Origin of the sequence: Xanthomonas sp. DAR 80977 (assembly GCF_041240605.1) — a bacterium.
Classification (GTDB): Bacteria; Pseudomonadota; Gammaproteobacteria; order Xanthomonadales; family Xanthomonadaceae; genus Xanthomonas_A; species Xanthomonas_A bundabergensis.
This window is the reverse complement of record NZ_CP162487.1, coordinates 2,244,664-2,259,879: the sequence shown is the minus strand read 5'-3', so window position 1 is coordinate 2,259,879 and position 15,216 is coordinate 2,244,664. Positions and strand designations below refer to the sequence as shown.

The following is a 15,216-nucleotide window of genomic DNA, read 5'->3' as shown; positions in this document are numbered from 1 at the left end:
GATGCGGATCGGCACCGGCGGCGTGTCGCTCACGTCAGGTCGCTCACTTCAGTTGGTTCCCGGCAGCCATCGGCGCAGGCGGCACCATAGCCGGTTTCGCGCCGGTTCGCGGTAGGCGCGGCGCGCCGGCAGGCGCAGATTGAGTTCGGTGCCCATGCCCGGCCGCGACCATACGTCCAGCCGCGCCTCGATGCGCCGCGCGCGCTCCTGCATGCCGGTCAGGCCCCAGTGCCCGCTGCGGCCGCCGGCGGCCAGCACCTGCGGTTCGATGCCGCGGCCATCGTCGCGCAGGCGCAGCCGCAGCGCATCGCGGCCGTAGGCGATCTCGACCTCGATGTTGCTCGCCTGCGCGTGGCGGAACGCGTTGAGCAGCGCCTCGCGGCCGAGTTGGTACAGCTCGTCGGCGACCAGCGGCTGCAGCGGCCGCGGCGTGCCTTCGACCAGCACCCGCCGCTGCACCTGCGAATCGGCGCCCAGTTCCTCGAGCATGGCGGCGAAGGCGGCCGGCAGCGAGGTCGTGCCGCCGGCGCTGGCGCGCAAGCCCTCGACCCGGTCGCGGCCCTGCTCCAGCGCCTGTTCGGCACGATCGAGCGTGCCCTCCAGTTCGCGCCGCAGCGGCGCGTCGGCCGGCAGCGTGCCCAGCGCCGCATGGGTGCGCAGGATCAGGCCCTGATAGCCCTGCAGCAAGGTGTCGTGCAGCTCGCGGGCGATGCGCTCGCGCTCCTGGTAGCGCTCCTCCAGCCGCAGCCGCAGCCGCGTGGCCAGCTGGCGCATGCGCAGCAGGTACAGCGCCGACAACGCCAGCAGCAGCGCCAGCAGGCACAGCACCCAGAACGCCGGGGTCTGCACGAAGCGCGGCGCGATGCCGAAGCGCAGCGTGGCGCCGTGCGTGTTCCAGACCCCGTCGTGGTTGGCGGCGATCACCTGGAAGCGGTACTGCCCCGGGCGCAGGTTGGTGTAGAAGGCCTCGCGGCGCGCGCCGGCATCGCGCCAGGTCTCGTCGACCCCGTCCAGGCGGAAGCGGAAGCGCATGCGTTCGGGCGAGGTCAGGCTGGTCGCGGTGTAGCCGATCTGCACGCGCGTGGTGCCCTTGGGCAGCCGCAGCGGCGCGTCCAGCGGCAACGGCTGCTCGTTGGCGTAGAGGGCGCGCACGAACACCTGCGGCGGCCACGGATTGCGCTGCAGGCGCCGGGTGTCGATCCAGGCCAGGCCCTGGCTGGTGGCCAGCCACACCAGGCCATCGCCGTCGCGCGCCGCGGTGCCGCTGCGGTTGGCCTGCACCGCCAGGCCGGGCAAGCCGTCGGCGGCGCCGTAGTAGGCCGCCTGCAGCGTGGTGTCGGCAGCGCCGAGCGCCGCATCGAGCTGGCGCCGGCCGATCCGCGACACGCCGACGGCGCCGTTGAGCCACAGTTCGCCGTCCTCGCTCTCGGCGATGCCGGTGATGCCGCGCAGGCCCGGCGCGCGCGACGGCGGCAACGTGGCGAAGCGCGCGCCGCGCCATTGCGCGATGCCCAGTTCGCCGGCCACCAGCAGCGTGCCGGCAGCGGCGTGGAGGGTGTTGACCCGGCCGACCTGCAAGCCGTCGTCGGCCGCGAACACGCGGACCTGCTCGCCGTGCAGCTGCCGCACCTGGCCGGACGCGTAGCCGAACCAGTAGCGGCCCTGCGCGTCCTCGGCGATCGCGGTGCAGGTGGCCTGCGGCAGCCGCGTCTGCCGCGTCCATTGCCCGTCGCGATAGCGAAACACGCCGTGCTCGGCGACCGCGGCCCAGGCGTCGCCGGCGCGGTCGGACAGGAACGCGCGCACCTGCCGCGGCGCGAACCCGGCCGGCAGCGCGACCTCGATCCGGCGCCCCTGGCGCAGGCGCACGATGCCGCCGGCGCCGAGCACCCAGCCGCTGTCGCGCAGCCGCGCGTACTCCTGCGCCAGCGGCGCACCGCGCAGCAGCCGCTCGGCCGCGGCGCGGTCGGCGCGGAACATGCCCTGCGGATCGCTCACCAGCACGCTGCCGTCGGGCTGCGCATGCACCTCGACCTCGCCGGCCTCGGCGCCGGGCTGCCCGGGCAGCGCCATCACGTTGCGCTGCCGGTAGCGGTTGAGGCCGAGCGTGCTGCCGATCCAGACATTGCCCTCCTTGTCCTCCAGCACCGGCGCGGCGTAGTCGGAGGCCAGTCCGTCGCTGCGCCGGTAATGCTCCAGCCGCGGCGCGCGCGGATCCTCCAGCACCACCCGCACCGCGCCGCGCGCCTGGAACTCGGACAGCCACAGGCTGCCGTCGCGGGCGAAGCCCATGCGCCGCGCCGCCAAGGTGCGCAGCGCCGGCAGGGCCAGTTGCGCGGCCGGCTGCAGCAGCCTGCCGCCGGTGTCGGTGATGGCGCGGGTGCCGCCGTGCCGGTCCGACAGCCAGATGCGGCCGTCCGGGCTTTCGGCCAGCACCGCGTACAGCATGGTGGCGATGCCGGTGGGCTCGAAGCGGCGCGCGCCCGGGCGCAGGCGCAGCACGCTGTCGCCGCTGCTGACCCACAGCACGCCGCGGCGGTCGCGCAGCAGCCAGTCGGCGCGCGCGGCGGGATAGCCCCAGTCGGCGCCGATGCGCTGCCAGCGGCGGCCGTCGAAGCGGGCCAGCCCGGCCCAGGTCGCCGCCCACATCGTGCCCTGCGCGTCGGCCTCCATGCGCGCCACCGGGCCGGCCGGGAAGCCCTCGGCCGGGCCGTACTGCAGCAACCGGTCGCCCTGCAGCAGGCTGGCGCCGCCGTCGAAATAGCCCAGCCACATGCGCCCGTCCGGCAATACCGTCAACGCGGTCACGTTCTGCGACAGCAGGCGCGCGCCGTGCGCCGGCTCGCGGCGTTCGAAGCGTTCGCCATCGAAGCGGTACAGGCCGAAGCCGGTGGCCATCCACAGATAGCCGTCGCCGGACTGCGCCAGCGCCCACACGTCCGCCGGCGCGCCCTGCTCCACCCGCCAGGCGGTGTTGTGCAACGGCGACGGCCGCAACGGCGGCGGCGTGGCAGCGGCAAGCGACGCCGCGACGGTCAGGCCGAGCACCAGTGCGGCGCACACCCAAAGCCGTCTTCGCAGACTTCGCACTGCGCTTCCTTCAGCTCGCAAAAAGTGGAAAGACCGGATTCTCGGCGGCGGCGACGGCATCGCCAACGCCCCGATCGAGGGATGTTCCGCTGCCCCGAATACGGCTAGGCCGGCGTATCGCGCCGGTCTTAGCCTGGGTGCATGCAACGACTTTACTCCATGTTTCCCGGCGGCAGCGCGGGGCTGGGGCTGTTGGCCCTGCGCCTGTTCCTGGCGCTGAGCCTGTGGCCGTCCACCGCCGCCGGTCCGTGGGCACTGCCGCCGCCATGGCGGTGGGCAGCACTGGCGCTGGCGCTGTTGTCGGCCGCCGGCGCGCTCACCCCGCTGGCCGCGGCGCTGGCCTGCGCGGTGCCGGCGCTGGCGCTGTGGCATGGCACGGCCGCAACGGGCGCTGCGCTGCTGGCGGCGCTGCCGGCGCTGGCGCTGGCGCTGCTCGGGCCTGGTGCCTATTCGCTCGACGCGCGGTGCTTCGGCCGGCGCCTGCTGGTGTTGCCGCGCGCACCGGCGCGGACGCCGCCGCGGAATCCCCCGAACGGGTGAGCATTCGCTCTGCCGGAATGGGGTGGCCGCGAGACGGCGCCGGCAGCAACATGGACAGGTCCCGGAAACGCTGTCCACGCGCATGCCGCAGGCGCCAGCGCGGATCCCGCGCGGGCGTTTCCGGCGCTTCCCAGGAGACACGCCATGCCCCGCCCCCACGCTCCCGCTTCCGCTTCCGCTTCCGTTTCCGATCGAGCCGGCAGCGCCGCCGGCAAGGGCCTGCGCCCATCCGCGCTGGCCCGCGCCCAGCACTACATCGACCACCATCTGGCCGAGCGCATCGGCCTGGCCGACATCGCCAACGCGGCCTGCGTCAGCCGCTACCACTTCGCGCGCATGTTCCGCCTGAGCACCGGCCACAGCCCGATGCAATACCTGCTGCAACGGCGCATCGAACGCGCGCGGCAACTGCTGCTGAGCGGACGCCATTCGGTCGGCACCGTGGCCTACGAACTCGGTTTCTTCGACCAGAGCCACTTCGTCAACAGCTTCCGCCGGGTCACCGGCGCCACCCCGGGCTGGTATGCGCGGCACAACCGCGACAGGGCCGGCACCGTTGCGCCGGATACGTCGCCCGCCGCGCCGGACGACATGGCCGAGCGCGCGACAGGCGCCGCCAGGCGCTGCCGGCCGACCGCCTAGGCCGGCAAAGAAAAGGCCGGGCGAACCCGGCCTTCGGTACGACGGCGATGCCGACGCGATCAGCCGATCGCGGCGTGATAGCGGCGCTCGACTTCGTTCCAGTCCACCACGTTGAAGAACGCGCCGATGTAGTCCGGACGGCGGTTCTGGTACTTCAGGTAATAGGCGTGTTCCCACACGTCCAGGCCCAGGATCGGGGTGTTGCCCTCGAACAGCGGGCTGTCCTGGTTGGCGGTGCTTTCGACCACGATCTTCTTGTCCGGGGTGACGCTCAGCCACGCCCAACCGCTGCCGAAACGGGTCAGCGCGGCCTTGGTAAAGGCTTCCTTGAACTTGTCGAAGCCGCCCAGTTCGCTGTCGATCGCCTTGGCGACGTCGCCGACCGGGGTGCCGCCGGCGTTGGGCGCCATCACCGTCCAGAACAGCGAATGGTTGGCGTGGCCGCCGCCGTTGTTGCGCACCGGGCCCTGCAGGTTTTCCGGCAGCGACTTCAGCTTGGACACCAGCGCCTCGACCGACAGGTCGGCGTACTCGGTGCCTTCCAGCGCGGCGTTGACGTTGTTGATGTAGGTCTGGTGATGCTTGGTGTGATGGATTTCCATCGTCTGCGCATCGATATGCGGTTCCAGCGCGTCGTAGGCGTAGGGCAGTTTGGGGAGGGTGTAGGCCATGCGGTTCTCCTGGACTTTCGCCCGCCGGAAGGACGGACGTTGCGTGATGAATGGTAGGGACGACCTGCGACCTTACCAAGACCGGCGTTGGGGAAACATCGTCCCATCGCGCGGCGGCGGCGCCGGCCGCTGCCGCGGATCGGCGGCTACGATGCGCCAGCACCCGGTTAGTCGAATGTGAATCGCGCGCCGGCGCCGGCGCCGCGCACGCGACGCGACCGGCCACGCCGCGGGCCGGTTAAGAGCACGAACAGCCGCACTCGCCCATACTGTGCCGCCGCCGCGCCCACACCCGTGGCGCCTCGCCGTTCTCGCTGGAGCCGCCCCATGCGCAAGCCCGTGTTACTGATCGCCGCGATCGTGCTGCTCGCCGCCGGCCTGTGGGGCATCCGCGCATTGCAGCAACCGCCGCATCCGCAGTTCGCGCCCTCGCTCAGCGACCCCGCCGCGCTGCGGGCGCCGGCGCCTGCAGCGGCGCCAGCGTCTGCCCCGCCGGCGGCGAACGCGGACGCGCTGCCGCCGTTCCTGCCGCCGGAGGCGCGCGCCACCATCGCCCTGATCCAGCGCGGGGGCCCGTTCCCGCACCGCCAGGACGGCAGCGTGTTCGGCAACCGCGAAAACCGGCTGCCGTCACGCCCGCGCGGCTACTATCGCGAATACACCGTCGACACGCCGGGGCTGGAGCACCGCGGGACGCGGCGCATCGTCACCGGCGGCGACCCGCCGGACGTCTGGTACTACAGCGACGACCACTACGCCAGTTTCCGCAGTTTCAGCATCGCCTCCGGGAGGCCGTCGCCATGAACACTTTCAATTTTTCCCTGAACCTCGCCGAGCCGGCCGCCTCGGGCGTCTACCGCGTCGCCAACAGCGACCTGGACAGCATCGCCGCGCTCGGCCGCGACGCCGGCCTGCGGCTGTGCCGGATCGACCTGCGCGGCTGCAGCAGCAAGCCGATGCTGCTGATGCGGCTGGCCGCGCAGCTGGACTTCCCGATCGGCTTCGGCCGCAACTGGGATGCGTTGATGGACGGCCTGCGCGACCTCTCGTGGCTGCCGGCCAAGGGCGGCTACGCGCTGCTGCTGGAAGACGCGGCCGAACTGCAATCGGTGGCGAAGAAGGATTTCGACGTGCTGCTGGAACTGCTCGACGACGTGGCCAAGGAATGGGCGCAGGACGGCATCGCCTTCGTCGCCTTCGTCGGCCTGCTGGCCGGCGACGAGGCCGACGACGACGAGCGCGGCAGCCAGGCCGACGACCTGGATGAAGACGACGACGACGAAGAGGAAGCCGCCTCGCGCTGAGCGAACGCCGGCTCCGCAGTCGCACGCCTGGCGCCTCTTCGATACCGAAGCCCCTCTCACAGCGCACCCGGCACGCCGGCCGTAGGACCTTTGCAGGAGCGGCTTCAGCCGCGACGGACGAAGCGATCGAGTCGCGGCAACCGAATCGCGTCGGGACTGAAGTCCCGCCCACGGCGCATCCAGCCAACTGGGCGCAAGCTCCCTGTGGGAGCGACTTCGGTCGCGACGAGCGAAGCGGTGGACGTTCCGGCTTCGGATGCTGTCGGGACTGAAATCCCTCGCACAGCGCACCCGGCACACCGGCCGCAGGACCTTTGCAGGAGCGGCTTCAGCCGCGACGAACGAAGCGGCGGCGTCGCCGCAACAGAATCGCGTCGGGACTGAAGTCCCGCCCACGGCGCATCCAGCCAACTGAGCGCAAGCTCCCTGTGGGAGCGACTTCGGTCGCGACGAGCGAAGCGGTTGACGTTCCGGCTTCGGATGCTGTCGGGACCGAAGCCCCCTCCTACAACCTGCAATGCGCCTGGCCAGCTGACGGCGAGCGCCTGCAGCAAAGACGCCACACCAACCAGCGCCGCTACGCGTCCAGCTCGCTCCAGCGCGCATAGGCCGCATCCAGTTCGGCCTGGGCCTGGGTCAGCGCCTGGGTATGCGCGCCCACCGCCGCCGCATCGCGCTGGTAGAACGCCGGTTCGGTCATCGCCGCGGTCAATGCCGCGACCTGCTGCTCCAGCGTCTCGATCCGCGCCGGCAACTGCTCCAGCTCGCGCGCATCCTTGTAGCTGAGCTTGCGCTTGGCCGCCGGCGCAGCGGCCGCCGCCACAGGCGCGGTCGCCGCCGCGGTGGCCGAGGCCTTGGCCACCGCCATCGCGCTGGCCGGCGGCGCGGCGCGCTGGCGCACCCAGTCGCTGTAGCCGCCGACGTATTCGCCGATGCGGCCGTCGCCTTCCATCACCATGGTCGAGGTCACCACGTTGTCGATGAAGTCGCGGTCGTGGCTGACCAGCAGCAAGGTGCCGGTGTAGTCGCCGAGCAGCTCTTCCAGCAGCTCCAGCGTCTCCACGTCCAGGTCGTTGGTCGGTTCGTCCATCACCAGCAGGTTCGACGGCTGCGCGAACAGCCGCGCCAGCAGCAGGCGGTTGCGCTCGCCGCCGGACAGGCGGGTGATCGGCGCGCGCGCGCGTTCCGGGGTGAACAGGAAATCCTGCAGGTAGCCGTGCACGTGCTTGCGCTTGCCGTTGACCTCGATGAAGTCGCGGCCCTCGGCGACGTTCTCGATCGCGCTCCAGTCCTCGCGCAAGGTGGCGCGGTACTGGTCGAAATACGCCACCTGCAGGTTGGTGCCGGTGCGCACCTCGCCGCTGGCCGGGGCCAGTTCGCCGAGCAGCAGCTTCAGCAGCGTGGTCTTGCCGCTGCCGTTGGGGCCGATCAGGCCGATACGGTCGCCGCGCAGGATGGTGCTGGAGAAATCGCGCACCATGGTCCGCGCGCCGAACGCGAAGCTCAGCTCCTTGGCCTCGATCACCTTCTTGCCCGAGGCCTCGCCCTGCGCCGCCTCCATGCGCACGTTGCCGCCGAGTTCGCGGCGCTGGGTGCGCTCGTTGCGCATCGACTCCAGGCGCCGCACGCGGCCTTCGTCGCGGGTGCGGCGCGCCTTGATGCCCTGGCGGATCCACACTTCTTCCTGCGCCAGCATCTTGTCGAAGCGCGCGTTCTCCTGCGCCTGCGCGTTGAGCCGCTCCTCGCGGCGGCGCTCGTAGTTGGCCCAGTCGCCGGGCCAGCTGGTGACCTGGCCGCGGTCGATCTCGACGATGCGCGTGGCCAGCGCACGCAGGAAGCGGCGGTCGTGGGTGACGAACACCACGCTGCCGTTCCAGCCCTTCAGGAACAGTTCCAGCCAGTCGATCGCCTCGATGTCCAGGTGGTTGGTCGGCTCGTCCAGCAGCAGCAGGTCCGGCGCCGACACCAGCGCGCGCGCCAGCAGCACGCGCCGCTTCATGCCGCCGGACAGCCGCGCGAACTCGGCGTCGCCGTCCAGGTCGAGCCGGGTCAGGGTCTCGTTGACCCGCTGGTCCAGTGCCCAGCCGTTGGCGCCGTCGATCTTGGACTGCACCGCGCCCAGCGCATCGCCGTCGAACTCGGCGGCATGGCTGAGCCGGTGGAACTCGGCCAGCCAGTGGCCGAGCTCGCCCAGGCCGTCGGCGACCACGTCGAACACGCTGCCGGCGGCGCCGTGCGGCACCTCCTGCTCCAGCCGCGCGATGCGCACGCCCTGCTGGACGCGGATCTCGCCGTCGTCGGGCTTGAGCTCGCCGGCGATCAGTTTCATCAAGGTCGATTTGCCGGCGCCATTGCGGCCGATCAGGGCGATACGCTCGCCCGGCTCGATCGACAGTTCGGTCTTTTCCAGCAACAAGGGGCCGCCGACGCTGTAGTCGACGTTCTGCAGAGTGATAAGAGGCATGACGCAATTGTACGGGACTCGGGACTCGGGACTCGGGACCAAGAGCGAAGGCGGCATCGCCTGGCATCGCGCATTGCCCTGGATTTGCCGAGTCCCCGGTCCAGAGTCCCCAGTCCCGGCTAAAATGCGCCATGAACGATTTCGCCACCCTGTCCCTCTCCCCGGCGCTTGCGCCCGGCATCGACGCGCTCGGCTACACCACGATGACCCCGGTGCAGGCGCAGAGCCTGCCGCCGATCCTGGCCGGCCGCGACGTCATCGTGCAGGCGCCCACCGGCAGCGGCAAGACCGCCGCGTTCGGCCTGGGCCTGCTGCACAGGCTGGATCCGGCGCTGACCCGCGCGCAGGCGCTGGTGCTGTGCCCGACCCGCGAACTGGCCGACCAGGTCGGCAAGCAGCTGCGCAAGCTGGCCACCGGCATTCCCAACATGAAGCTGGTGGTGCTGACCGGCGGCATGCCGCTCGGCCCGCAGCTGGCCTCGCTGGAGGCGCACGACCCGCAGGTGGTGGTCGGCACGCCCGGCCGCATCCAGGAGCTGGCGCGCAAGCGCGCGCTGCACCTGGGCGGGGTGCGCACGCTGGTGCTGGACGAGGCCGACCGCATGCTCGACATGGGCTTCGAGGAGCCGATCCGCGAGATCGCCAGCCGCTGTGACAAGCACCGCCAGAGCCTGCTGTTCTCGGCCACCTTCCCCGACGCGATCCGCGCGCTGGCGCGCGAGCTGCTGCAGGAGCCGGCCGAGGTGACCATCGAAGGCGCCGACAGCGCGCCGGAGATCGAGCAGCAGTTCTTCGAGGTCGACCCGACCTACCGGCAGAAGGCGGTGGCCGGGCTGCTGCTGCGCTTCACCCCCGAGTCCAGCGTGGTGTTCTGCAACACCCGCAAGGAGGTCGACGAGGTGGCCGGCTCGCTGCAGCAGTTCGGCTTCTCGGCGCTGGCGCTGCACGGCGACATGGAGCAGCGCGACCGCGACGAGGTGCTGGTGCGCTTCGTCAACCGCAGCTGCAACGTGCTGGTCGCCAGCGACGTGGCCGCGCGCGGGCTGGACGTGGAGGACCTGGCGGCGGTGCTCAACTACGAACTGCCGACCGACACCGAGACCTACCGCCACCGCATCGGCCGCACCGCGCGCGCCGGCAAGCGCGGCCTGGCGCTGAGCCTGGTGGCGCCGCGCGAGCTGGCGCGCGCGCAGGCGCTGGAGGCCGAACAGGGCCAGCCGTTGCGCTGGTCGCGCGCGCCGCTGGCCACCGCGCGCCCGGCGCAGCTGCCGCAGGCGGCGATGACCACGCTGCGCATCGACGGCGGCAAGACCGACAAGCTGCGCGCCGGCGACATCCTCGGCGCGCTGACCGGCGACGCCGGCCTGTCCGGCGCGGCGATCGGCAAGATCGCGATCTACCCAACCCGCTCCTATGTCGCCATTGCCCGCGACCACGCCGGCCGCGCGCTGGGGCAGCTGCAGGCGGGCAAGATCAAGGGCCGCCGGTTCCGGGTCAGCAAGCTGTGAGCCTGCTGGCGCAGATATTTGCGTCGCTGGACGAGGACGAGGACGGCACCGCCTGGAGCGATGCGGTGCCGGTGCGCTGGATGCGCGAGGACTGCAATTTCGTCCTCGAAGACTACGCCGCCGATGCGGCGCAAGCCGACTTCGGCGCCGCCATCGAAGCGTTCCTGCGCATCGATGACGCGACGTTCGCCGCCGCCGCTGCGGACGTGTTCGCCTATTACCGGCGCATGCACGCCTTGCACGAAAAACACGGCCTACCCTCGCCGCGCATCGACGACCCGGCGCAGGTGTGGCAGCACGTCCAGTTCGGCAGCGAGGCCTATGCCAGCCGCTATCGCGACGGCCGCGTGCGCATCAGCCTGGAGTGCAACTGCGATTGGGAACAGGAACACGGACTGCAACTGGTGTTCACCCACGAAGGACGGATCTGCAAGGTCGGACCGTTCGATGGGCATCTGAGCCACGCCGACGCCTACGCCGACCCCAGCCTGGAAACGGTCGTCTATCCGCACTGATGCAGCGGCGCGCGGCGGCCACGACCACAATACCAGCAGCACCAGCGCCAACGGGAAAGCTGCCGCCGATGGTCGGCAGCTCGTCGACGATCGGCCCCAAAAAAAGCGCACCCCACTTCGGCGCGTCGACCTCGACGCGCTCAGCACATTCAGCGCAGCCGCACGATCCGCGACCACTGCCGCGGCGGATGCGCCCCGCCCACGCCGCGCCGGCTGCGGCGCAGGTGGAGCGGCAGCGCCAGCGCCGCGCCCAGCAGCAGCGCCAGCGCCAACCAGGCGCGTAGTTGCGCCGGCGGTTCGAACAACACTGCGTACAGCAACAGGCTCAGCGCCAGCAGCACCGGCGTGACCTTGCCAATGGCGTAGACGCAGCGGCCGATGCGCGAAGCGGCGATCGCCGCCGCACCGCCCGGCCAGATCGCCACGAGCAGTGCCGAGACCAGCTTGGCCAACGCGAACGCGGCCGCCGAGGCCAGCAAGAGCGTTTGTCCGTTCATCGTGCCACCACCCGTCGCATGCCGATCGCATGCGGGAAACGGTAAGCCGCGAAGTTCGCCGGCGAATGCGCGGCGTTGACACATTCAGCCGCGGATCGACATCGACCGCCGTCGAGCGGTCACCCGGCTCGATCGTCGCTGCCGCGGTGGCCGGTCGGCATCGTCGCACCCGATGCGCTGGCCCCGCGCACGACGGCTACCCGCACCGGTTCGCGCTCAATACGTCAGCGTCGCCAGCAGCGGCACTTCCTCGCTCCAGCGTTCGCGTCCCTGCAGCGCCTGCAGTTCGACCAGCACCGCCGCGCCGACGATCTCCAGTTGCAGCTGCCGCGCCAGCGACAGCGCCGCGCGCAGGGTACCGCCGGTGGCCAGCACGTCGTCGACGATCAGCACCCGCGCGCCGGCCGGCAGCGCGTCGGCGTGCATCTCGATGCGGTCGCTGCCGTATTCCAGCGCGTAGTCCTGGGTCACCGTCCTGCCCGGCAGCTTGCCCGGCTTGCGGATCGGCACGAAACCGGTGCGCAGCTCGTGCGCCAGCGCCGCGCCCAAGATGAAGCCGCGCGACTCGATGCCCAGCACCGCATCCAGCGGCGTGGTGCGCCAGGGACGCGCCATCTCGTCCAGCGCCGAGGCGAAATCCGGGCCGTCGGCCAGCAGCGGGGTGATGTCCTTGAACACGATGCCCGGCTTCGGGAAATCGGCGATATCGCGGATGTGGCCGGACCAGTGGGCCGGCACGTCGCCGGGCGCGCCGCAGCAGGAAGACTCGTTCATCGGGACATCGAAGCGTGGGGAGGCGCCCATTTTAAGGCGCAAGGCGGCGCCGCGCAGCGCCACCGCCTTACCCGTTCACCGCCACTCAGCCGGCCGGGGCGGCCTGGCCATCCCCTGCCCGGCCATGCAGCAGGCCGCGCACCAGCACGAAGAACAGCGGCACCAGCAGCACCGCCAGCAAGGTGCCCGAGACCATGCCGCCGATCACGCTGACCCCGATCTCGCGGCGGCTGGACGCGCCCGCGCCGGTGGACAGCGCCAGCGGCAGCACGCCGGCGACGAACGCCAGCGAGGTCATCACGATCGGCCGCAGGCGCAGCCGCGCGCCTTCCAGCGCCGCGTCCAGCAGCGGCCGCCCGGCGCGCTGCTCGGCCTCGGCGAACTCCACGATCAGGATCGCGTTCTTCGCCGACAGGCCGATCGTGGTCAGCAGGCCGACCTGGAAATAGATGTCGTTGACGAAACCGGCCAGGGTGGTCGCGGTGACCGTGCCGAGCACGCCCAGCGGAATCACCAGCAGCACCGCCACCGGGATCGACCAGCTCTCGTACAACGCCGCCAGGCACAGGAAAATGAACAGGATCGAGGCGGTGTACAGCCACAGGGTCTGGTTGCTGGACAGTTGCTCCTGGTAGGACAGGCCGCTCCACTGCAGGTCGAAGCCCTGCTGCTTGGCGACCAGCGCCTGCATCCGCTGCATCGCCTCGCCGGAACTGCTGTCGGCCGCGGCGCCGCCCTGGATCTGCGCCGCCGGCAGGCCGTTGAAGCGCTGCTGCAGCTGCGGCCCGCGGGTCCAGTGGGTGCTGGCGAAGCTGGCGAACGGCGCCATCTGCCCGTCCTTGCCGCGTACGTACCACTGGCCGATGTCTTCCGGCAGCGAGCGGTACGGCGCATCGCCCTGCACGTAGACACGCTTGACCCGGCCGCGGTCGAGGAAGTCGTTGACGTAGCTGCCGCCCCAGGCGGTGGACAGGGTGGCGTTGATGTCGCCCTGCGCCAGGCCCAGCGCGCTGGCCTGGGCCTGGTCGATGTCCACCTGCAGCTGCGCCTTGTCGCCCAGGCCGTTGAGCCGCACCGCGGTCAGCTGCGGATCGTCGCCGGCCTCCTTCAACACCTGCTGCTGCGCCTTCAGCAAGGCCGGACGGCCGGCACCGTCGCTGTCGCGGATCCACAGCTCGAAGCCGCTGGACTGGCCCAGGCCGCGCACCGCCGGCGGCGACAGCACGCTGATCTTGGCGTCGGCGGTGCCGCGGAAATACGCATTGGCGCGGTCGATGATCGCCTGCGCGGTGTTGTCGCGGTTGCGCTCGCCCCAGGGCCGCAGCGCGACGAAGGCCTGGCCGGCGTTCTGCCCGGTGCCGGCGTTGTTGCGCCCGATCACCATGAAGACCGCGGTGATGTTGTTCTTCTCGTGGGCCATGAAGTAATCGTTGATGCGCCGGCCCAGCGCCTCGGTCCTGGCCAGCGGCGTGCCCTCGGGCGTGGTGAACTGGATCTGCACCTGGCCCTGGTCCTCCACCGGCAGGAAACCGGTCGGCATGCGCACGTACAGCGCCGCCATCGCCAGCACGATCACCGCGTACAGCGCCATCCAGCGCCGCGGCTGCCGCAGCAGCGTGCCGAGCCGGCGCTGGTAGGCGTGCTGGCTGCGCTCCACGCCGCGGTTGAACCAGCGGAAGAAGCGTCCGAGCTGGCGCTCCTTTTCCACCGGCTTGAGCAGGGTCGCGCACAGCGCCGGGGTCAGGGTCAGCGCGACCAGCGCCGACAGCGCCATCGCCGAGGCGATGGTGATCGAGAACTGGCGGTAGATGATGCCGGTGGAGCCGCCGAAGAACGCCATCGGCAGGAACACCGCCCCCAGCACCACGGTGATGCCGATCAGCGCGCCGGTGATCTCGCCCATCGATTGCTCGGTCGCCTCGCGCGGCGGCAGATGCTGCTCGTGCATGATCCGCTCGACGTTCTCCACCACCACGATGGCGTCGTCCACCAGCAGGCCGATCGCCAGCACCATCGCGAACAGGGTCAGCGTGTTGATGGTGAAGCCGGCCGCGGCGAGGATGCCGAACGTGCCCAGCAGCACCACCGGCACGGTGATCGCCGGGATCAGCGTGGCGCGGCCGTTCTGCAGGAACAGGAACATCACCACCACCACCAGCACGATCGCCTCGACCAGGGTGTGCACCACGCCCTCGATCGAGATCCGCACGAACGGCGTGCTGTCGCGCGGATAGGCCACTTCCATGCCCGGCGGGAAGGTCGGCTTGAGCCGCTCGATGGTGGCGCGCACCGCGTCGGACGTGGCCACCGCATTGGCGCCGGAGGACAGCGTCACCGAGAAGCCGGACGCCGGATGGCCGTTGAGCGTGGCGCTGTTCTGGTAGTTCTCGGCGCCGATCTCCACCCGCGCCACGTCGCCCAGGTGCACGCTGGAGCCGTCGGGCTGGGTGGCCAGGATGATGGCGCGGAACTGCTCCGGGGTCTGCAGCCGCGACTGCGCGGTCACCGTGGCGTTGAGCTGCTGGTCGGCGCCGGTGGGCAGCGCGCCGAGTTCGCCGGCGGTGACCTGCGTGTTCTGCGCCTCGATCGCGCTGCGCACGTCGCCGGGCATCAGCTTGTAGGCGTTGAGCTTGTGCGGGTCCATCCAGATGCGCATCGCGTACTGCGCGCCGAACACGTTGATCTCGCCGACGCCGTTGATGCGGCTGATCGGGTCCTGCAGGGTGCTGATCAGGTAGTCGGAGATGTCGACGTTGTCCAGCCGGTCGGTGCTGTCGTACAGCGCCACCGCCATCAGGCTGTCGCCCTGCGACTTGGCCACGGTCACGCCCTGCTGCTGCACTTCCTGCGGCAGGCGGTTGAGCGCCTGGTTGACCGCGTTCTGCACCTGCACCTGGGCGATGTCGGGATTGGCGGCCTGGTCGAAGGTGATGCTGATCCGCGCCTGCCCGGACGAGGAACTGGTCGAGGAGAAGTACAGCAGGTGGTCGATGCCCTTGATCTGCTGCTCGATCACCTGGGTGACGCTGTCCTCCACCGTCTGCGCCGAGGCGCCGTTGTAGGTCGCGGTGACGTTGACCCCGGGCGGGGCGATGTCCGGATACTGCTCCACCGGCAGGGTGAACACGGCGATGGCGCCGGCGGCCATGATGCAGATCGCCAGCACCCAGGCGAAGATCGGGCGGGCGATGAAGAAGCGCGCGAGCATGCC

At 71.1% G+C, this 15,216-nt stretch carries 12 protein-coding genes; 6 read left to right on the top strand and 6 right to left on the bottom strand.

Annotated elements, in window-relative coordinates; translation table 11 throughout:
* Nucleotides 1-48: 48 nt before the first annotated feature.
* Complete coding sequence (locus AB3X10_RS09600) at nucleotides 49-3,063, bottom strand: sensor histidine kinase (RefSeq protein ID WP_369981067.1); 3,015 nt, start codon at nucleotides 3,061-3,063, stop codon at nucleotides 49-51.
* A gap of 168 nt (nucleotides 3,064-3,231) precedes the next feature.
* On the opposite strand from AB3X10_RS09600, the gene AB3X10_RS09595 reads away from it, so the two are divergent.
* On the top strand, nucleotides 3,232-3,630 hold the full coding sequence (locus tag AB3X10_RS09595) for a hypothetical protein (protein ID WP_369981065.1): 399 nt from the start codon (nucleotides 3,232-3,234) through the stop codon (nucleotides 3,628-3,630).
* A 144-nt stretch (nucleotides 3,631-3,774) separates the two neighbouring features.
* Nucleotides 3,775-4,272, top strand: a complete 498-nt coding sequence (locus AB3X10_RS09590; protein WP_369981063.1) for a helix-turn-helix domain-containing protein — start codon at nucleotides 3,775-3,777, stop codon at nucleotides 4,270-4,272.
* A 59-nt stretch (nucleotides 4,273-4,331) separates the two neighbouring features.
* Here AB3X10_RS09590 and AB3X10_RS09585 read toward each other — a convergent pair whose 3' ends face one another.
* Entirely contained in the window at nucleotides 4,332-4,943 is a 612-nt protein-coding gene (locus AB3X10_RS09585; RefSeq protein WP_369981061.1) for a superoxide dismutase, read from the bottom strand.
* Nucleotides 4,944-5,270: 327 nt separating this feature from the next.
* Between AB3X10_RS09585 and AB3X10_RS09580 the strand changes: the two genes are divergently transcribed.
* Both AB3X10_RS09580 and AB3X10_RS09575 read left to right on the top strand, forming a co-directional pair.
* On the top strand, nucleotides 5,271-5,747 hold the full coding sequence (locus tag AB3X10_RS09580) for a ribonuclease domain-containing protein (RefSeq protein ID WP_369981059.1): 477 nt from the start codon (nucleotides 5,271-5,273) through the stop codon (nucleotides 5,745-5,747).
* A complete protein-coding gene (locus AB3X10_RS09575; RefSeq protein WP_369981057.1) occupies nucleotides 5,744-6,247 on the top strand; it encodes a barstar family protein in 504 nt (167 codons plus the stop codon). The genes AB3X10_RS09580 and AB3X10_RS09575 overlap by 4 nt, the downstream gene beginning before the upstream one ends.
* A 577-nt stretch (nucleotides 6,248-6,824) precedes the next feature.
* Here the strand turns inward: AB3X10_RS09575 and AB3X10_RS09570 are convergent.
* Nucleotides 6,825-8,711: an ATP-binding cassette domain-containing protein gene (locus AB3X10_RS09570; protein WP_369981055.1), complete on the bottom strand. Its 1,887-nt coding sequence runs from the start codon at nucleotides 8,709-8,711 to the stop codon at nucleotides 6,825-6,827.
* Between the two features lie 131 nt (nucleotides 8,712-8,842).
* Between AB3X10_RS09570 and dbpA the strand changes: the two genes are divergently transcribed.
* Together dbpA and AB3X10_RS09560 are read left to right on the top strand one after the other, a co-directional pair.
* Nucleotides 8,843-10,219: an ATP-dependent RNA helicase DbpA gene (gene dbpA, locus AB3X10_RS09565; protein WP_369981053.1), complete on the top strand. Its 1,377-nt coding sequence runs from the start codon at nucleotides 8,843-8,845 to the stop codon at nucleotides 10,217-10,219.
* Nucleotides 10,216-10,734: a DUF6985 domain-containing protein gene (locus AB3X10_RS09560; RefSeq protein WP_369981051.1), complete on the top strand. Its 519-nt coding sequence runs from the start codon at nucleotides 10,216-10,218 to the stop codon at nucleotides 10,732-10,734. Before dbpA ends, AB3X10_RS09560 begins: the two co-directional genes overlap by 4 nt.
* Before the next feature lie 149 nt (nucleotides 10,735-10,883).
* Here AB3X10_RS09560 and AB3X10_RS09555 read toward each other — a convergent pair whose 3' ends face one another.
* From AB3X10_RS09555 to AB3X10_RS09545, 3 genes are all read right to left on the bottom strand, one after another.
* Nucleotides 10,884-11,231, bottom strand: a complete 348-nt coding sequence (locus AB3X10_RS09555) for a hypothetical protein (RefSeq protein WP_228318907.1) — start codon at nucleotides 11,229-11,231, stop codon at nucleotides 10,884-10,886.
* A gap of 216 nt (nucleotides 11,232-11,447) precedes the next feature.
* Nucleotides 11,448-12,005 carry an adenine phosphoribosyltransferase gene (locus AB3X10_RS09550; protein WP_369981048.1) on the bottom strand — a complete coding sequence of 186 codons (558 nt, stop codon included), beginning with the start codon at nucleotides 12,003-12,005 and terminating at the stop codon, nucleotides 11,448-11,450.
* An 85-nt stretch (nucleotides 12,006-12,090) separates the two neighbouring features.
* Complete coding sequence (locus AB3X10_RS09545; RefSeq protein ID WP_369981046.1) at nucleotides 12,091-15,213, bottom strand: efflux RND transporter permease subunit; 3,123 nt, start codon at nucleotides 15,211-15,213, stop codon at nucleotides 12,091-12,093.
* Nucleotides 15,214-15,216 lie beyond the last annotated feature (3 nt).